General features: G+C 64.5%; 17 protein-coding genes. 5 read left to right on the plus strand and 12 right to left on the minus strand.

Annotated features, from left to right (window positions below; genetic code table 11):
* Positions 1 to 2: 2 nt before the first annotated feature.
* The 4 genes from GRI48_RS03580 to GRI48_RS03595 form a co-directional block, all read right to left on the minus strand.
* Positions 3 to 632 carry a 2-hydroxychromene-2-carboxylate isomerase gene (locus GRI48_RS03580; RefSeq protein WP_160671517.1) on the minus strand — a complete coding sequence of 210 codons (630 nt, stop codon included), beginning with the start codon at positions 630 to 632 and terminating at the stop codon, positions 3 to 5.
* A gap of 43 nt (positions 633 to 675) precedes the next feature.
* Positions 676 to 1,893 carry a type III PLP-dependent enzyme domain-containing protein gene (locus GRI48_RS03585; RefSeq protein ID WP_160671520.1) on the minus strand — a complete coding sequence of 406 codons (1,218 nt, stop codon included), beginning with the start codon at positions 1,891 to 1,893 and terminating at the stop codon, positions 676 to 678.
* A gap of 189 nt (positions 1,894 to 2,082) precedes the next feature.
* A complete protein-coding gene (locus GRI48_RS03590) occupies positions 2,083 to 3,258 on the minus strand; it encodes a carboxynorspermidine decarboxylase (protein WP_160671523.1) in 1,176 nt (391 codons plus the stop codon).
* Positions 3,258 to 4,469, minus strand: coding sequence for a saccharopine dehydrogenase family protein (locus GRI48_RS03595; protein ID WP_160671526.1), 1,212 nt, complete (start codon positions 4,467 to 4,469; stop codon positions 3,258 to 3,260). Before GRI48_RS03595 ends, GRI48_RS03590 begins: the two co-directional genes overlap by 1 nt.
* Before the next feature lie 63 nt (positions 4,470 to 4,532).
* Between GRI48_RS03595 and GRI48_RS03600 the strand changes: the two genes are divergently transcribed.
* From GRI48_RS03600 to GRI48_RS03610, 3 genes are all read left to right on the plus strand, one after another.
* On the plus strand, positions 4,533 to 5,495 hold the full coding sequence (locus tag GRI48_RS03600) for a threonine ammonia-lyase (RefSeq protein WP_160671529.1): 963 nt from the start codon (positions 4,533 to 4,535) through the stop codon (positions 5,493 to 5,495).
* 69 nt (positions 5,496 to 5,564) lie between these two features.
* Positions 5,565 to 5,999, plus strand: coding sequence for an MAPEG family protein (locus tag GRI48_RS03605; protein WP_160671532.1), 435 nt, complete (start codon positions 5,565 to 5,567; stop codon positions 5,997 to 5,999).
* Positions 5,999 to 6,430 (plus strand): MAPEG family protein, encoded by a 432-nt coding sequence (locus GRI48_RS03610; RefSeq protein ID WP_160675332.1) that lies wholly within the window; start codon positions 5,999 to 6,001, stop codon positions 6,428 to 6,430. The genes GRI48_RS03605 and GRI48_RS03610 overlap by 1 nt, the downstream gene beginning before the upstream one ends.
* Before the next feature lie 9 nt (positions 6,431 to 6,439).
* Here GRI48_RS03610 and trxB read toward each other — a convergent pair whose 3' ends face one another.
* On the minus strand, positions 6,440 to 7,441 hold the full coding sequence (gene trxB, locus GRI48_RS03615; RefSeq protein ID WP_160671535.1) for a thioredoxin-disulfide reductase: 1,002 nt from the start codon (positions 7,439 to 7,441) through the stop codon (positions 6,440 to 6,442).
* Positions 7,442 to 7,502: 61 nt separating this feature from the next.
* Positions 7,503 to 8,294: a tyrosine-protein phosphatase gene (locus tag GRI48_RS03620; RefSeq protein ID WP_160671538.1), complete on the minus strand. Its 792-nt coding sequence runs from the start codon at positions 8,292 to 8,294 to the stop codon at positions 7,503 to 7,505.
* A gap of 120 nt (positions 8,295 to 8,414) precedes the next feature.
* Between GRI48_RS03620 and GRI48_RS03625 the strand changes: the two genes are divergently transcribed.
* The gene (locus tag GRI48_RS03625; RefSeq protein ID WP_160671541.1) at positions 8,415 to 8,879 is read left to right on the plus strand and encodes a response regulator; all 465 of its coding nucleotides are present in this window, start codon (positions 8,415 to 8,417) and stop codon (positions 8,877 to 8,879) included.
* A gap of 4 nt (positions 8,880 to 8,883) precedes the next feature.
* Here GRI48_RS03625 and GRI48_RS03630 read toward each other — a convergent pair whose 3' ends face one another.
* The 6 genes from GRI48_RS03630 to GRI48_RS03655 all read right to left on the minus strand — a co-directional run bounded on the left by GRI48_RS03630 (position 8,884) and on the right by GRI48_RS03655 (position 17,607).
* Positions 8,884 to 9,561 carry a retropepsin-like aspartic protease family protein gene (locus GRI48_RS03630; protein ID WP_160671544.1) on the minus strand — a complete coding sequence of 226 codons (678 nt, stop codon included), beginning with the start codon at positions 9,559 to 9,561 and terminating at the stop codon, positions 8,884 to 8,886.
* Between the two features lie 49 nt (positions 9,562 to 9,610).
* A complete protein-coding gene (gene egtD, locus GRI48_RS03635; RefSeq protein ID WP_160671547.1) occupies positions 9,611 to 10,609 on the minus strand; it encodes an L-histidine N(alpha)-methyltransferase in 999 nt (332 codons plus the stop codon).
* Positions 10,609 to 11,883, minus strand: a complete 1,275-nt coding sequence (gene egtB, locus GRI48_RS03640; RefSeq protein WP_419956939.1) for an ergothioneine biosynthesis protein EgtB — start codon at positions 11,881 to 11,883, stop codon at positions 10,609 to 10,611. Before egtB ends, egtD begins: the two co-directional genes overlap by 1 nt.
* Positions 11,884 to 11,986: 103 nt before the next feature.
* Positions 11,987 to 13,063, minus strand: coding sequence for a GGDEF domain-containing protein (locus tag GRI48_RS03645; RefSeq protein WP_160671554.1), 1,077 nt, complete (start codon positions 13,061 to 13,063; stop codon positions 11,987 to 11,989).
* Between the two features lie 94 nt (positions 13,064 to 13,157).
* A complete protein-coding gene (locus tag GRI48_RS03650; RefSeq protein ID WP_160671557.1) occupies positions 13,158 to 14,531 on the minus strand; it encodes a class II 3-deoxy-7-phosphoheptulonate synthase in 1,374 nt (457 codons plus the stop codon).
* 133 nt (positions 14,532 to 14,664) lie between these two features.
* Positions 14,665 to 17,607: a M16 family metallopeptidase gene (locus GRI48_RS03655; protein ID WP_160671560.1), complete on the minus strand. Its 2,943-nt coding sequence runs from the start codon at positions 17,605 to 17,607 to the stop codon at positions 14,665 to 14,667.
* Positions 17,608 to 17,711: 104 nt separating this feature from the next.
* On the opposite strand from GRI48_RS03655, the gene GRI48_RS03660 reads away from it, so the two are divergent.
* Positions 17,712 to 18,293 carry a NifU family protein gene (locus GRI48_RS03660; protein ID WP_160671563.1) on the plus strand — a complete coding sequence of 194 codons (582 nt, stop codon included), beginning with the start codon at positions 17,712 to 17,714 and terminating at the stop codon, positions 18,291 to 18,293.
* Positions 18,294 to 18,297: the final 4 nt, after the last annotated feature.

Here is an 18,297-nt window from a genome sequence, read left to right on the forward strand (position 1 = left end):
GCTCAACCGATCGCGGTTACCCGGTGCCGCACCAGCGGGAGCTGGTCGTTGCCAAAATACATGCGCTCTGCCCTCTCGCCCGGTCCGCTGACGAACAGCGTGGGCGAGCCGTAGGCGCCGCGTTCGATCGCTTCCTCGGTATTTGCGCGCAGGCGATCCTTGACCGGCTGGGTGCCGGCCTGCTCGGTCAGCGCAGCGCCATCCATGCCGATTTCGTCGGCAATGGCCGCCAGCACCGCGGGATCGTCGAGATTGCGCCCATCGGTGAAATACGCCTCGAAGGCCGCGCCCGCGAACCGCTCGAGCGCTTGCTGGTCGTTTTCCAGCGCACAGCAGAACCGCATCGCGTGGACCGATTTCACCGGATGATGCTCGGACGGGAAGTTCATCGCCACGCCCGCCAGTTCGGCCCACTCCCTGAGCCAACCGAAACTGCGCGCGAGCCTGGCGGCATTTTCTGGCTTGCGGCTTTCGTAGACCGAGGGATTGACCGCGTTGAACACCCCGCCGACCAGGAAGGGTCGCCAAGTAATCTCGTAATCGAGGCCGTCCAGCGCCGGGCGAATGTTGCCGAATGCGAGCCGCGTCCACGGACTCGACAGGTCGAAGAAGAAATCGATGTGTGCAGTCATGCTGGCAGGCTCTCCCGGTTGTCGGAGAGAGCCTAGCGCAGGATCAGCGAAGGCTCACCACATTATCGGCCGCCGGGCGGACCCTGCTGCCATCGTAGAGGCTGGCCATCGGCTCGTCCGCAACGACGATCTGCTCGGCATTGCCGAAGCCGTTGAAGCCGGTCTTCATAGCGGCACCGTACGCTCCCAGCATTCCGATCTCGATGAAATCGCCGGACTGGATATCGGCAGGCAGAAGGAACGGGCCCTTCATGAAGTCGGCATCGTCGCAGGTGGGCCCGTAAAAGCTGAACTCGGTCAGGCCTTCATGCAGGTCGTCCTCCAGCGCGCGGACCGGGAAACGCCAGTCGACGTGCGCTGCATCGAACAGCGCGCCATAGGCGCCGTCGTTGATGTAGAGCTCGTCGCCGCGACGCTTTTCGACGCGCACGATGATCGAGGAATATTCGGCGCACAACGCGCGGCCCGGCTCGCACCACAGCTCCGCGTTATAGGCGATCGGCAGGTTCTCGAAATGCCGCGCGATGACTTCGAAATAATCTTCCAGCGGCGGCGGATCCATGTCCGGATAAGCCGAGGGGAAGCCGCCACCCACATCGACCACGTCGATCACGACGCTGGCCTGCGCCACAGCAGCGCGCACCCGCTCGAGCGCCTGGACATAGGCGAACGGGGTCATCGCCTGGCTACCGACATGGAAGCACACGCCCAGCCAGTCGCAATGCTGGCGGGTCTGCTGCAGCAGCAGCGGCGCATCGACCAGGTCGACGCCGAACTTCGATGCGAGGCTCAGCTCGGAAAATTCCGAAGAGACGCGCAGGCGCACGAGCAAGCGCAGGTCCGAAGCCGGATTGCCGGCTTCATCGCGGCAGGCGTCGACGATCTTTTCGAGCTCCTCGACCGTGTCGAGGCTGAAGGTCTTGCAGCCATGGTCGAAATACGCCTCGCGGATGGCGCGCGGCGTCTTGACCGGATGCATGAAGCACAACGTCGCTTCGGGCAGCGTCTGGCGCACGAGCCGGACCTCGGCGATCGAGGCGACGTCGTAATGGCGCACGCCATTGTCCCACAGGATCTGCAACAGTTCCGGCGATGGGTTGGCCTTTACCGCATACAGCGACTTGCCCGGAAACTTCTCTGCAAAGAAGCGGGCTGCGCGCGCGGCGGCATGCGGTCGGTTGAGGATGACGGGCTCGTCCGGCGAGATAGCGCGGACGACGGCGCGTGCATCTACGTGATCAGCGTGAGGAAATTCGTGCAACTCAAGGGACCCCCTAAACAGCCCTTGCGGGCCATGAAACGACAAGCTGCCTTGCGGTTAGGAAGTCCCCTTGGGGCAGCAGGAGGCGCGCATATAAATCACAGGTCATGAAACGCAAGTGAATACGCGGGCAAAAATCGCAAGGATCGCACCGGACGCGGCGGGGCTGAGATGCGATGGATCGATGCTTCAGCTTAGCCGGTCGCGGAAGGTTTCGTAACCGAATTCCTTCACCAGTTCGAGCGCGTCAGTCTCGCTGTCCCAGAGGTAGATGCTGGGAAGCTGTACCCCGTTGAAAGTGTTGGTTTTCACCATCGAGTAATGAGCCTGGTCAAGGAAGGCGACGCGCTGGCCCGGCTCTGCCCTGACCGGCAGCATGTAGTCCCCGATGACGTCGCCCGCGAGGCAGGATGGCCCGCCCAGGCGCACCGGCTGCCCTTCCCCCTGGTCTTCGTGCAGCATCGCTGGGCGATAGGGCGCCTCGATCACGTCGGGCATGTGGCAAGTGGCCGAAATGTCGAGAATCGCCGTCGGCAATTCGTTGAAACCGGTATCGAGAATCGTACCAACGAGAATGCCGGCATCGAGCGCGACAGCTTCGCCCGGTTCGAGGTAGATTTCCGCGCCGGTATCGTCCTTCGCGTCCTTCAGGAATTCGATCAGCTCGTCGCGCTGGTAATCGGCGCGGGTAATGTGATGACCGCCGCCCATGTTGATCCACTTCAGCTGGTCGAAGTACGGCTCGATCGCGTCGAAGACGCGGTCCCAGGTCTGGATCAGCGGCTCCAGGTCCTGCTCGCACAGATTGTGGAAGTGGATCCCGTCGACGCCTTCCATGTGCTCTTCGGTCAACTGGTCGAGCGGGAAGCCGAGGCGGCTACCGGGGCTGGAGGGATCGTAGCGAGGCACTTCGCCCGTCGGGACTTGCGGATTGATCCGCAGGCCCACGTCGAAGGAGCCGCCCATTGCCCTGCCCTGTTCGAGGATCAGCGCAGCGCGCTGCATCTGCGCAGGCGAGTTGAAGATCACATGGTCCGACAGGCGGCAGACCTCTTCCAGCTCGTCAGGCTTGTAGGCCGCCGAATAGGTCGCGATCTCGCCGTCGTAGAACTCGGACGCCAGCCGCGCTTCCCACAGGCCGGAGGTGCACACGCCGTCGAGATATTCGCCGATGATGGGCGCGACCGACCACATCGAGAACGCCTTCAGGGCGGCGAGAACCTTGATGTCGGCCGCATCGCGGATGTCGGCCAGAACCTGGCAATTGGAGCGCAGTTTCGCCGCGTCCACCACGAAGGCGGGACTATCGACCCGGTTCAAGTCGAATTGCGCGAAGGCGCCCGGATCGCCGGCCCTGGTTTCCATCAGAAGTCGACCGGACCGTCGAGTTCCTTCACCTGCCAGGGCAGGCCGTGTTCGTTGAGCATGTCCATGAACGGATCGGGGTCCATCTGCTCCATGTTGAACACGCCGTCGCCCGACCATTTGCCGGTGACCATCATGGCGCTGCCGATCATGGCGGGTACGCCGGTAGTATAGGATACCGCCTGGTTGCCGGTTTCCTCGTAAGCCGCTTCGTGGCTGCAGATGTTGTTGATGTAGAAGGTCTTCTCGCCGCTGCCATCCAGCGCCTCGCCGGTGGCGATCACGCCGATGTTCGTGTTGCCCTTGGTCGTCTCGCCCAGCGTTTCGGGCTTGGGGAGGACGGCTGCGAGGAACTGCAGCGGGATGATCTCCTTGCCCTTGTACTTGATGGGGTCGATCCGCGTCATGCCGACGTTCTGCAGCACGGTGAGGTGCTTGATGTACTCGTCACCGAAGGTCATCCAGAAGCGCGCGCGCTCCATTTCCGGGTTGAACTTGGCGAGGCTTTCCAGTTCCTCGTGGTACATCATGTACATGTTCTTGGGTCCGACGCCCTCGAAATCGAATTCGACCTTCTTGCCCATAGCGGGGGTTTCGACGAATTCGCCGTTCTCCCAGTGACGCGCGGGCGCGGTGACTTCGCGGATGTTGATTTCCGGATTGAAATTGGTGGCGAATGCCTGGCCGTGATCGCCGCCATTGCAATCGAGAATGTCGAGCTGGCGGATGGTCTTGAGCTTGTGCTTCTTGAGCCACATGGTGAAGACGCTGGTCACGCCCGGATCGAAGCCCGACCCCAGGAGGGCCATCAGCCCCGCTTCCTTGAAGCGGTCGTGATAGGCCCACTGCCAATGGTATTCGAACTTGGCTTCGTCCTTGGGCTCGTAATTCGCGGTATCGAGGTAGGAAACGCCTGCTTCCAGACAGGCGTCCATGATCGGCAGGTCCTGATACGGCAGCGCGAGGTTCACGACGAGGCTGGGCTGCACCTTGCGGATGAGATTGACCATCGCCGGGACTTCCTCGGCGTCGATCTCGTAGGTGGCGACATCCACGCCGGTACGCTCCTTGACCGAAGCAGCGATCGCATCGCACTTGCTCTTGGTGCGGCTGGCGAGGTGGATGCTCGAGAAGATATCGGCATTCATCGCCATCTTGTGGACGCAGACCGAGCTGACGCCCCCTGCCCCGATTACCAGCACTGTCGACATGAAAAGTTACTCCGGAAACGAATCTTTCGCGCGTCCCATAATCGAATGCGCTAGGGGCGCAAAATGATCCAAGACGATTTCCGGGAGCCCACTGCCCAGGGCGTCGAAGATGCGGCGGCATCGATCGCGGCGATCCTGCCACCGACACCGCTGCTCCCGATCGAGATCGGCGGTGTGCGCTGCTGGGCAAAGGCGGAAGTTCTCCAGCCGGTCGGCGCGTTCAAGATCAGGGGCGCCTGGTGGCGCCTGTCGCAGCTATCGCCCGAACAGCGCTCTGCCGGTGTGATCGCCGTGTCGAGCGGCAATCACGCGCAGGGTGTCGCCTGGGCTGCACGCCGGCTTGGAATAGCGGCGGTGATCGTCATGCCCGCAGATGCGCCGCGCGTGAAAGCCGATGCCACGCGGGCGCTCGGCGCACAGATCGTGACCTACCGGAGGCCGGGCGAGGATCGCGACGAGGTTGCGGCGAAACTGCTTGAGGAACGTGGCGGCACGCTCGTCCACGCATTCGGCGACCCGTGGGTAATCGAGGGCCAGGGGAGCGCCGGCCACGAAATCACCCGGCAACTCGGCCGACAGCCCAGCCGCATCGTGGCGTGTTGTGGCGGCGGCGGACTGGCCGCGGGGCTGGCCCTCGCCTGCCCGGAAGCTGCGATCCACGTCGTCGAACCGCACGGCTGGGACATGGTGGGCCAGTCGCTCGCGGCAGGCGAGATCGTGCGTGTCGGTAACGATCCGCCCGGAACGATTTGCGATGCACTCCAGCCGGATGCGACCAAGCCCATCAATTTCGGCGTGTTGCAGGGTCGTGCGGAGCCGGGAGTGTCCGTCACCGACGAGGAAGTCCGCGCAGCCCAGCGTTTCGCCTTTGCGAAGCTGCGGCTGGTGGTCGAGCCCGGCGGCGCAGCGGCGCTGGCAGCGGCGCTTTGCGGCAAGGTGCCGCTAGACGAGAATTCGGTCATCATGCTTACCGGCGGCAATGTCGATCCGGCTGCGTTTGCGGAGACGATCTCGGCCGCCGGCTAGCTTGCGTTTGACAATACCCCGGTCCGGCAGCACTCTCGCAGACGGGTCAGACACAGGGGGAGAATCTCGATGCAGGCACAAATGCTCGCGCCGGCGGCAGCGCTGGTAGCCTGGTCGCTGGTCATGCTCATGCTGATACCGGTCACCCGATTTCCGGCGCTGGCAAAGCTTGGCATCAATGTCGGCAATGCTCCGCGCGGCGCACGGGGCGGCGACAGCGAAGACCAGATGCCCGAGCGGGTGAGGTGGATTTCGCACAATTACACGCACCTGATGGAACAGCCGACGATCTTCTATCCGGCGGTCATCATCATCGCGATGATGGGCGCTGCCGCAGGCGACGTGCTGGCAGCGTGGATCTACGTCGGCCTCAGGATCATCCATTCGCTCTGGCAGGCTTTCGTGAACGTGGTGGCGGTCCGCTTCCTGCTGTTCCTCGCGATGAGCGCGGCGCTCATCTACCTGTCCGTTCGCGCGGTTATCCTCACCATGGGAGTTGCATGATGCTCAATGTCGGAACGCTCGGACCGGTCGTCGCCCTGGCGGCATGGACCATGGTGATGTGGATCTGGATGTATGCGACGCGCTTCCCTGCGATGACGAAGGCAGGCGTCGATCCCGAAAAACTCTCGCGGGAGAATACCGCGAGCGGGCTCGATGCCGCGCTGCCACCGGAGGTCCAGTGGAAGGCGCACAACTACAACCACCTGCACGAGGCGCCGACCGTGTTCTACGCGGTCGCGCTGGCACTGGCGCTGGTCGGTGCGGGCGACGGTCTGGCGGCGATCCTTGCCTGGACCTACGTGCTGCTGCGCGTTGCCCACTCGATCGTGCAGGCGACGGTCAACAAGGTCGTCGTGCGTTTCATGCTGTTCGCGCTGTCCAGCCTGACCCTAATGGGGCTGGTAGTGCTCGCCGCGATCGCGGTGTTCTAGCGGGCGAAGCTACTCGGCCGCCTCGTGCGTCGGCTCGACTTCCGGCGCGTGGGCGTGGCCATCGAGATCGACTTCGAGGCCGGCGAGATATTTCTCCGCATCGAGCGCCGCCATGCAGCCCGTGCCCGCCGCCGTCACCGCCTGGCGGTAGACATGATCCATCACGTCGCCGCAGGCAAAGACACCGGGGATTTCGGTCTTCGGCGTGCCCGGCTCGACTAGCAGGTAACCGCTCTCGTCCATCGGCAGCTTGCCCTTGAACAGTTCGGTCGAAGGGGCGTGACCGATCGCCACGAACGCGCCGTCGACTTCCAGCGTCGATTCCTCGCCGGTCTGCGTGTCCCTGAGCACCAGGTGGTTCAGCGTGCCGTTGTCGCCGGCGACGAATCGCTCGACCGTTTTGTTCCACAAGGTGCTGATCTTGTCCGACTTGAACAGGCGATCCTGCAGGATCTTCTCGCTGCGCAACTCGTCGCGGCGGTGGATCAGGGTCACGTCGTCGGAATGGTTGGTGAGATAGAGCGCTTCCTCGACCGCGGTATTGCCGCCGCCGATCACCGCGACCTTCTTGCCGCGATAGAAGAACCCGTCGCAGGTCGCACAGGCCGAAACGCCCTTGCCGCCCAGTTCCTGCTCGCCCGGAACGCCGAGCCACTTGGCCTGCGCGCCGGTCGCGATAACCAGCGTATCACCGATGTACTCGTCGCCGCTGTCGCCCACTGCGCGGAACGGGCCGCCGCTCTCGAGGTCGATCTCGGTGATCGTGTCCCACATCATCCGGGTGCCGACGTGCTCGGCCTGCGCCTGCATCTGCTCCATCAGCCACGGGCCCTGAATGACGTCGGCGAAGCCGGGATAATTCTCCACTTCGGTCGTGATGGTCAGCTGCCCGCCGGGCTGCAGGCCCTGCACCACGATCGGCTCCATCATCGCGCGCGCGCCGTAGATCGCGGCGGAAAGCCCGGCAGGGCCGGAACCGATGATGAGCATCTTGGTGCGGTGGATAGCCATTGTGCGTCTCTTCAAATCTGTCGAATGCGTTTGCGGCTATATGGGAAGCCGGCAGCCAGAGTCACGCCAGGAAGCGCGCCTTCAGCCGTTCGCGCATGGCATCATCCACACCTAGTTTGGTCTCGATGTACCCGTCGAGCGAACCGGCTTCCTCGCGCGCGGTCTCGAACCAGCGGTGGATATAGTCCTCATGCACGCCCAGCAACGCCTCGAGCGCGTCGTCGTCGAGCGGCCGTCCGAGGCGTTCCTCGATGCCCGGCGCGGATTGCCGCTTGAGGACGTCGAAGGTCGGCGCGGCATTGGTCAGCACGAACTCGGCGACCTGGTCGTCCTCGTTCACGCCGAGAACGTGCAGCAGGAGGGTCGCCGCAACGCCGGTGCGATCCTTGCCGGCGAAACAATGAACGAGGCTCGCCCCGTCGCGCTCGTCGAGAATCCGGAAATAGCGCCTGAACATTTCGATCATGGCGGGATTGCGCGGCATCCGGGTGTAAAGCTGCATCATCCGGTCGCGAGCATATTCGACAGTCGTGGTCGTTTCGTCGATGTCCATGTGCGGCGGCGAACTGGCGGTTTCTCCGTCATAGAAGATCACTTCGCCATCCCAGCCGTCCACCCGGCGGCATGGATGCGCGTCGCGCTCGCTGTTGCCGCGCAGGTCGATCACGGTCTGGATGCCTGCCTCGGCGAACTGGCGCAGGTCCTCGTCGGTCGCGCCGACGTGATGTCCGCTGCGATAGAGCAGGCCGGTCTTTACCCGCCCGCCTTCGCGCGTGGTCCAGCCGCCGTAATCGCGGAAGTTGTGGATGCCGGTCGTCGGCACGAAGCGGTCTCGAATCGTAAGGTCAGTCATCCAGGTCAGCCGTGCCAGCCACCGGGCGAGCGCACAAGCGCTGCGGGAAAATGCCTAGGCGACCTTTTGCCTGCCCTTGGCGCGCACTGGCTAGATCGGCCCGCGAACGGAGCGCAAGACATGGCACACATCCTTATCGCCGACGACGACGAAATCGTCGCGGAACTTGCCTGCAACATACTGATGGACGAAGGCCACGCCTGCGGCTGGGTTTCCGACGGCGAGCAGGCGCGAAAACTGCTCGAATGGCGGCGACCCGACCTGCTGTTGCTCGACCAGGACATGCCCGGCGTCCACGGCTCCCGGCTGCTGCGCGAATTGCGCAACAGCGAGCTCTATTACGACTTGCCCATCATCATGTTCACCGCGCTGACCGGCAAGGCGGACGAAGACCAGGCGCGGTATCACGGGGCGCAGGACTATGTCCGCAAGCCCTTCGAGCCCGAGCGGCTGGCCTCGGCAGTGGCCGACGTGCTGGCGGCGCGCGCGGACCGACCCAAGCATCTCGAACTGCAGGAAGTCCTGCGGCGCAACGCAGGATGGGAAACGGGCGATCGCGCGGAAGGGCGCCGCTCGCTCGCCTGATGCGCTACTCGCCGACCCGCACCAGGTCGTCCTGCGGGTTGTTCGGCACCAGGATCAGGGTCTGCCCCTCGACCCGCCATGAGGCGAGCCGCGACAGCAGGTTCATGCCGATCACGTTCACGTCGCCAAGGTTCGGCGCGATCACCGCGTCGAGTCCGCGCGCGGCGACATTGCCGAAACGCAATTCCTCGATCGGCGCGATCTGCGCGGTAACCTGGCCGTTGGCCGTATTGAGCATGATCGGGATACCGCCCCGGCGCGGCTCGAGCCCGGCCTCCAACGCGAGGTCCTCGTTGACCGCCGTCAGCGTCGCGCCCGTGTCGACCAAGAATTCGGCCGGGACGCCGTTGATCTCTGCTTTCAGCCAGAAGTGGCCGTCCTGCGCCATCGGGACGCGCGTTTCATCGCCCTCGACCACCTGCGGAGGCAGGCCGAGTTCGGGAACCGCAAGGTCGATACGCGGATCGAGGCGCGACATCTGCAGCACGATGGTTACGAGAATTCCGACGAGGATTGCCGTGCTGGCGCCGCCCAGCAGCCGACCGAGGACCCGCGACCGTTTCATCAGGGCCGCGCCTATCCAGCCGAGGACCAGCGACGCAAGCGCGAGCCACAGCAGGTCGGTGCGGGGGATCGATCCGATCAGTTCGGCCACGCCGGCCCAGATTTCCCTGAGTTCCATCAAGGCAACATAGGCGCTCGAAGACAGACCGCCAATGAACGCGGCCGGATCAGGGTGCGTTGCGCGGCGTTGCTGCGCGCGCCAGGATCAGGGAGAAACGATCCTCTCCATCGGTCCAGCGCCTGACCGGGGTCCAGCCCCCCGCCAGCAACAGCGTGAAGGCGCTGCGCCGCGAGAACTTGTGGCTGTTCTCGGTATGGATGCTTTCGCCCGCAGACATGGCGAAGCTTTCTCCAGACACTTGGAAAGCGATGTCCTGCGTCGCCACGAGATGCATCTCGATGCGTGAATAATCGTCCATCCAGCGCGCCTGGTGGCGCAACCTGTCGAGCGGTATCGTGCCGCCCAGTTCGCGATTGATCCGCTCGGCCAAGTTGAGGTTGAAGGCCGCGGTCACACCAGCCGCATCATCGTAGGCCGATTCGAGCACCGCCCGGTCCTTGACCAGGTCCATGCCGATCAGCAGCATCGCGCCATCGTGGCTATCGTGGCCGAGCGTCGCACGCATCGACCGCAGAAGATCTACTGCCGTTCGCGCGACCATGTTCCCGATCGTCGAGCCCGGGAAGAAGCCGAGTTTCGGCAAGTCCGCGACTTCGTCCGGCAGCGCCGTCTCGCGCATGAAATCTGCCTCAACCGGATGCACCGGCAGATCGGGGAACTTGGCGGACAGGTCGGCTACAGACTGGCGCAGGAAGTCGCCGGCAATGTCGAGCGGCACATAGGCTGACGGATCGATGCACCCGAGCAGCACGGGTGTCTTGACCGAACTGCCTGATCCGAACTCGACGACCGCCCTCCCCGGACCGATCAGCTCGGCGAATTCGCCACAGCGTTCGCGCAGGATCTCCGTCTCGGCGCGGGTCGGATAATATTCGGGCTGCCGGGTGATGTCCTCGAACAGCTGCGATCCGCGATCGTCGTAGAACCAGCGCGCCGGAACCGCCTTCTGCGGCTGGCGGAGCCCTTCGAGCACGTCGTTGCGAAATGCGCGGTCGACGCCATCCTCGTCGCGATCGACGAGCGCGAGACCCTTTTGCGAAACCATCAAATGTCCTTTGCGAGCCGCAGGCCGGTGAATTGCCAGCGCTGCTGCGGGTAGAAAAAGTTGCGATAGCTGGCGCGCGAATGGCCGCGCGCCGTGGCGCAGCTGGCGCCCTTCAATACGCCCTGCCCGCTCATGAACTTCCCGTTGTATTCTCCGACCGCGCCCTCCGCGACTTCGAAGCGGGGATAGGGCAGGTAGGCGGATCGAGTGAATTGCCAGCAATCGCCGAACAGGCCGTCGCTTCCGACCGGCTGCGGCGGCGCGGCTTCGTCGAGCTGGTTACCAGCCGCAGGATCGTGAGAGGGAGCTGCTTCGGCATGCTGGCCACGGGCAATCGCTTCCCATTCGAACTCGGTCGGCAGGCGGGCTCCGGCCCAGCTGGCGAAGGCGTCGGCCTCGAAATGGCTGATATGCGTCACCGGTGCATCTGGATTGCGGTCCTGCCAGCCGGAATGGGTAAACTGCTCCGGACCGTCGTCGCCATCGCGCCAGTACAGTGGCGTGGCTATGCCCTCGCCCTGCACCCAGGCCCATCCGTCCGACAGCCACAGGCGCGCGTCGCTATATCCGCCGTCGGCGATGAATTGGTCCCATTCGCCGTTCGTGACCAGCCGGTCCGCCAGCGCGAAGGGTTCGAGCAGGACACGATGGCGCGGCCCCTCGTTATCGAAGGCGAAGCCCGCTCCGTCGTGACCGATCAGCGCTATGCCACCGGGATGCTCATGCCAGCCGATTTCCCGCGGCACAGTTCGCTCGGAAGGGTGGCGTTCCCACATCGCCTCTCCGCACGGATTCTGGAACAGCGCATGCTTGATGTCGGTCAGCAACAATTCCTGATGCTGCTGCTCGTGCGCGATGCCCAGCGCGATCAGCGGGCGCAGATCCTCGCGGTCCAGCAATCGGTCCATCGCCGCGGTGACATGGCCGCGCCAGTCGATAATTTCAGCCAGGGTCGGTCGCGAAAGCATCCCGCGCCGCGCGCGGGCGTGACGTTCCCCCTCTGCCTCGTAATAGGAATTGAAAAGGTAGGGATATCGCTCGTCGAACAGGACATAGCCGTCGGCGTGATCGCGCAAAAGGAACGTTTCCCAGAACCAGGTGACATGCGCGAGATGCCACTTGGTCGGTGATGCATCGTCCATTGACTGGATTGTCGCATCGGCATCCGACAGCGGGGCCGCGAGCGCTTCGCTCAGCTCTCGCGTTGCCAGGAATCGCTGCCGCAAGCTGTCTTGCTGGCGAAGCTCTGCCGCGGTGCGGCTGGGCTGGGACACGGGTCTCTCCTTCGGCGTCCGTTCCCAGCATAGGGATGCGACAACACAAATAAACCCCCGAGCAAGCCGATGGTTTCGAGCGTTTTTTCCGAGCTGGTCAGGTTCACGCAGCCATGCGGACCTGGTTGCGACCGGCCTGCTTGGCTGCATAGAGCGCCGCATCGGCGCGGGCGAACAGGCTCAGACTGGTATCGGCGCTGTTGCAAGTGGCGTAGCCCATGCTCGCGGTTACCGCAGGCATGCCATCCGTCGAACTGCGCAAAGCGATCGCGCGCCGCATCCGCTCGGCAATCATGCGCACTTCCGCCTCGCCTGCCCCGCGCAGGCCGACGACGAACTCTTCACCCCCGATGCGACCGACGAGGTCGCCCCTGCGCGCTTCCTCGCAGGCGATCTGCGCGATCCGCTGCAGGACCCGGTCGCCGGCCTGGTGGCCCCAGGTATCGTTGACCGACTTGAAGTGATCGATGTCGAGCACGATCAGCGAGACCAGTGCTTCGCCCGCCCGGCAAGTCACCATCGCGCGGTCGACCCAGTCCATAACGCGTCGCCGGTTGGCGATCCCGGTCAGGGCGTCCGTTTCTGCGAGCTCGCGCGCGCGGCGAGCCTCCATTCGCGCACTTCGCCTCGACTTGCGCAACTGCTCCTCGCGAATGGCGAGCTCGGTGACGTCGATTACCACCCCGATGATGCAGTGCAATTGTCCGGAACCGTCGTTCAACCGGCACGCGCGCATCTTGAGCGACCTGTGCTCGCCGTCGAGGTTCTCGACATCGAAGCGCAGCCTGAAGTTGCCCGGCTCGCCGTTGGCTTTGTTCATGGCATCGTTGACGAGATCGACGCCTTTGGCGGCCAGGAATGTCTCGGCGTCACCCTCCCCAAGCCGGTCCTTTGCTTCCAGACCGAACAGCAACTTCAGACCTTCGGACCAGACCTGCCTGTCTTCCTTCGGAAAGTACTGCCACAGGCCGATGTCGGCCGTCTCCTCGATCAACCTGCCCACGCGGATGTTGTGCGCAAGGCGGCGCCCCCTGTTGCGCACGACGAGGTGCAATCGCTCGAGACGATCTGCGGCTTCGGACACTTGCGCGAGCCGCAACGACCGCTCGCGGGCGAGCAGGACAAACGCCGCGACGGCCATCGCCGTTGCCAAAAGTGCCTGGACAGCAGAAAATTCCATCGGACGCCTTGTTTCCCTCGAGGGGGAACTAGGCATCCGCGATCAAGATTCCCGTTCGGCCAAGCTACGCATTAGTGCGCAGCCGCGCCGGCGTTCAGGCAGCGTCTGCGCGCCTCTCGCTCGCCTCGAGATTGAGCATTTCGGCGATCAGGAACGACAGTTCGAGCGATTGCGCGGCGTTGAGGCGCGGATCGCAATGCGTGTGATACCGATCGCCCAGCGCCTCGTCGGTGATGGCGACGGCGCCGCCCACGCATTCGGTCACGTCCTGGCCGGTCATCTCGACATGGATGCCGCCGGCATGGGTTCCCTCCGCGCGGTGGACCGCGAAGAAGCCCTTCACCTCGGTCAGGATACGATCGAACGGCCTGGTCTTGTAGCCGCTGTCCGACTTGACCACGTTGCCGTGCATCGGGTCGCAGCTCCATACCACCGGGTGGCCTTCGCGCTTCACGGCGCGGACCAGCGGCGGCAGGCCTTGCTCGACCTTGTCGTGCCCGAACCGGCTGATCAGCGTGATCCGTCCCGCCTCGCGCGCCGGATTGAGCGCATCGAGCAGGTGCAGCAGGCTGTCGGGATCGAGGCTGGGTCCGCATTTCATGCCGAGCGGATTGCCGATGCCGCGGCAGAATTCGATATGCGCGGAACCGGGGAAACGCGTGCGGTCGCCGATCCAGACCATGTGCGCAGAACAGTCGTACCAATCGCCGGTCAGGCTGTCCTGCCGGGTGAGCGCCTGCTCGTAGGGAAGCAGCAGAGCCTCGTGGCTCGTGTAAAAACTGGTGCGCTGCAATTGCGGCAGCGTCTGCGGGTCGACGCCGCAGGCTTCCATGAAATCGAGCGCTTCGCCGATCCGGTCGGCAATGTCCTTGAACTTGTCGGCCCACGGGCTGCGGCCCATGAAGTCGAGCGTCCACTGGTGGACCTGGCGCAGGTTCGCATAGCCGCCGCCGGCAAAGGCACGCAGCAGGTTGAGCGTGGCGGCCGCCTGCGAATAGGCCCGCACCATCCGCTCGGGATCATTGGTCCGTCCGACCGGGTCGAATTCGATCGAGTTGACGTTGTCGCCGAAATAGCTCGGCAGGGTCACGTCACCCTGCGTTTCGGTCGCGGAACTGCGCGGCTTGGCGAACTGGCCGGCCATGCGCCCGACCTTCACCACCGGTCGCTTGCTGGCGAAGGTCATGACGACCGCCATCTGCAGCAGCACGCGGAAAGTGTCGCGGATGTTGTTCGGGTGGAACTCGGCGAAGCTTTCGGCGCAGTCGCCGCCCTGCAGCAGGAAACCGTTGCCATTGGCGACATCGGCCAGCTCGGCCTTCAGTGCGCGGGCTTCCCCGGCGAAGACGAGTGGCGGATAGGACGCGAGCGTCGCTTCCGCTGCGGCGAGTGCCGCCTGATCCTCGTATTCGGGCAGATGGCGCGCTTCATGCGCTTTCCAGCCGTCGGGTTGCCAATTGTAAGCCACGTTGAAAGTCTTTCGTTCTGCGGGAGGCGCGCCTTATGCGCTGCGCAATTCAAACGCAAAGCCGCGCCGCCCGCAACGATAATATTCTTGTCCGCGGGCTAGCCCCGCTGCCAACCGCCGCGATCTGCCGGGCCTATTTGGCCCCGGTGACGACAGCGGTGCCTTCCGGAACCACTGCCAGCTTGTAGCCCGGCCGGGCGGCGAGGTACTTCTGCGCCAATTGCTGCATGCGTTCCGGCGTAGTCTGCGAATAATCGTTGAGCAGGCTGCGCATGAGCGCGATGCGGCGCGGGTCGCTGCTCGCGCCCTGCAACTGGTAGAGCCAGAACGAATTGCCCGTGGAGGCTCGGCTGATCAGCTGCTTGAGCGGCTCCGTCACCCGCTCGAGCTCGTCGGCGCTCGGCGGCGAAGCGGCGAGTTCGCTGGCGATCTTGTCCGCTGCGGCGAAAAATGTCGGCACATCCTCCGGCTTGATCTGGCCGAGAGCGGTGATCTGGCCGCCGGTATCTATGTCGACGGGCCAGCTGGCACCGACCTGCGGAGTGTAACTCGCACCCGATTCCTCGCGCATGACATCCATCAGTCGGTTGTTGAACAATTGCGAGAGGATCTCGAGCTGGCGCGATTCCCGCAGGTCCGCAACGCCGCCGCCCGTCGGCCAGCTGACAACCGCAGCCGCCTGGTCCGGGTCGCCACGGTGATTGAGCACGCGGATCGGTTCGCCGGCGTCCGGGAAGGCCGGCATGCGGGCAAGCGTGGCCGCGGGGATCGGCTCGCGCGCAGGCAACGCGCCGAAAGTCTCGGCCAGCGTCCGCACGGTCGCGTCGCGGTCGAATTCGCCGAAGATCAGCACCTCGACCGGGCCTTGCTTGAGCAACGGCTCCCATACGGTGCGGAACTGCTCGGGCGTCATGGCCGCGATCTGCTCGGGTGTCGGCATGGCGAAGCGCGCGTCCGCATCGTTGAGATAGTAATCGAGGTCGCGGTTGAGCACGCCGCCGGGGCTGGTGCCGAAGCTCTCGTAGGTCAGGGCCGCAGCTGCCTTGGCCCGAAGCACCGGGTTCGCATCCCAGCGCGGCATCCCCAGCTTCGCGGCGAAGAGATACAGCTGGTCTGCAAGGTCGGCCGAGCGGGTCTGGGCATCGAAGGTGAACACTCCGTCCTCGATTCCGAAATCGAAGCCCATCTTGCGGCCCGTGGTGATCCGGTCGAGCTCTTCCTGCCCGAGTTCGCCCACGCCCGAGCCAACCAGCGCCATTTCGCCCAGCAGCTTGTAAGGCGCGGTATCGGCAGTGAAGGCGCGTTCGCCTGCGCCGAAGCGCACCTTGACCGCCACGCGACCGGGTTCCGCGTCGTTCGCCCACAGGATCGCCCTCGCGCCGTTGGCGAAGTTGACCTGCTCGATTTCGAGCAGACCGATCGGGCCCTCGCTCACGATGGTTCCGGGCTTGCCGATCTTCGGCAGGTCGTCGAACGAGATGGTCTGCGCGGCGAGGCGCGATGTTCCATCGGCATCGACGGACTGGCTCAGGGCCGTTCGCAGAGCAGCCGCATCGGCCTCTTCACCCTGCGGCGTGACATAGACCGAGCGAACCACGTCGCCGTCGAACAGCGTGCGGGTATGGGCGAGGATATTCGCCGGGGTCATCTTGTCGCGCATGTTGCGGAACACGTTCAGCACCACATCGGGTGCGGCCACGGTTTCACGGATGTTCACCGCTTCGACGATGTTGTCCGCGAGTTCCGACCCGGCGCGTACCGAGGCCTGTTCGAGCGTGCTGGCGAGCGCGACGTCGAATTCGGCGGCTTCACGATCGATCTCTTCCTGCGTCGGCGGCTCGGCCAGCGCATCGGCGATCACCGCGCGGACATCGGCCAGTGCGGACTGCCAGTCCTGCGACAGCGGGGCGACGGTCACGAAGGTCGCATCGGTCGAACGATAGACGTCCTCTTGGTAGACCTGCGCGTAGAGATAGGAGCCGCCTGCCCGTGCTCGCGCTTCGAGCCGGCGATTGATGATCGCCTGTGCCAGCGAATCCAGCATCAGCCCTTCGTTGTAGACGATGGTGTCCTTGACCGGGCGCCACGGCCGCATGACCGCGTAGGTGAGACTGCGCGGCAGGTCGGGTTCCACGAGCACTGCCGTCTCGCCGAGCGGAAACTGCGGGTCGGCCCCGGCCGGTGCCACCGGATCGCCGAAGGCAGGAGGCGCGGTACGCGGTCCCTTGCCTTTCCAGTCGCCGAAATATTTCTCGATCATCGAGGCGAACAGCTTGGGATCGAGATCGCCGGCCACCACCACGATCGCATTCTCGGGCCGATACCAGCGATCGTGGAAGGCGCGGATGGTCTCGGGCGTTGCGCTGTTCAGCGTTTCCTCGGTACCGATGGGCAGCCGGATCGCCAGCCTCTGACCCGAAAACAGCGTCTTGCGGGTCGCTTCCTCGACCCGGCTCGCTGCGCCGCCCCGCTCGCGCTTCTCGGCCAGCACGATCGGCAGGTCGGCAGCCAGGTTCGCCTTGTTGAATACCGGTTCGCGCATCATCCCCGACAATAGCTTGAAGATCTCGTCGAGCTTGGCCGGCGTCGCTTCGGGCAGGTCCATCTGGTAGACGGTCTGGGTCGGCGTGGTCGAGGCGTTGGTGTCGTAGCCGAACGTCGCACCGAGGCGCTGGAACGTGGGGATCGCCTCGCCCGGCCCAAGGTACTTGCTCTGCCGGAAGACCATGTGCTCGAGCAGGTGCGCATAGCCCTGCTCGTGGTCCAGTTCGTGCAGCGAACCGGCGTCCATCAGCACGCGGATCGAGACCTGGCCGGGCGGCACGCCATTGTGGCGCACGGCATAGCGCACGCCGTTGTCCATCTTGCCGAACAGCCAGTCCTTGTCCTGCGGAATGTCGCTGTCTTCGTAGAGCCAGGGCGTCTCGCCCCCGGTCTGGAGAGCCGTGGGCGCCGGCAGGGCGCTTGCCGCGACCGACTTGCCGACGGCAGCTTCCTGCGCCGGAAGCGGGGTGGTCAGCAGCAGGAATGGGAGGGCAAGCGAGATGCGCCGCAGGGCGCCGGTCGGGAAGGTCATGCGCGCCATATAGGGAGCCGACAGGTGAAGGGATAGTGAATGTATGGCGCGCCCGTGGCCGGATTTGCTTGTGGGCGGATGGTCGGACACCTACATTCCCGGGTATGTTCATCGAAACCGAAACCACGCCCAATCCGCAAAGCCTCAAGTTCCTGCCCGGTCAGCCGGTCATGACCTCGGGCACGCGCGAGTTCGCTTCTCCAGAAGCCGCCGAAGCAAGCCCGCTTGCTCAAGCGATCTTCGATACCGGTGAAGTGACGAACGTGTTCTTCGGCAGCGATTTCGTTTCGGTGACCGCCGCACCCGGCGTCGAGTGGAGCGCGCTCAAGCCGCAGGTCGTGGCGATCCTGCTCGATCATTTCGTTTCCCAGGCCCCGCTGTTCGTGCCAGGCACCGCAGGTGGAATCGCAGTGCCGCCGGAAGACGAAGAGATGGCGGTAAAAGACGATCCGGCCGATGCCGACATCGTCGCCCAGATTCACGAGTTGCTGGATACGCGCGTGCGACCGGCCGTGGCCGGCGACGGTGGCGACATCCGCTATCGCGGTTACAAGGACGGCGTCGTGTATCTGACCATGCAGGGCGCATGCGCCGGTTGCCCGAGCTCGACCGCGACGCTCAAGCACGGGATCGAAGGTTTGCTGAAACATTACGTGCCCGAGGTCGTTGAGGTCCGCGCCGCCTGAACCG

This window comes from Qipengyuania oceanensis (assembly GCF_009827535.1).
Lineage (GTDB): Bacteria > Pseudomonadota > Alphaproteobacteria > Sphingomonadales > Sphingomonadaceae > Qipengyuania_C > Qipengyuania_C oceanensis.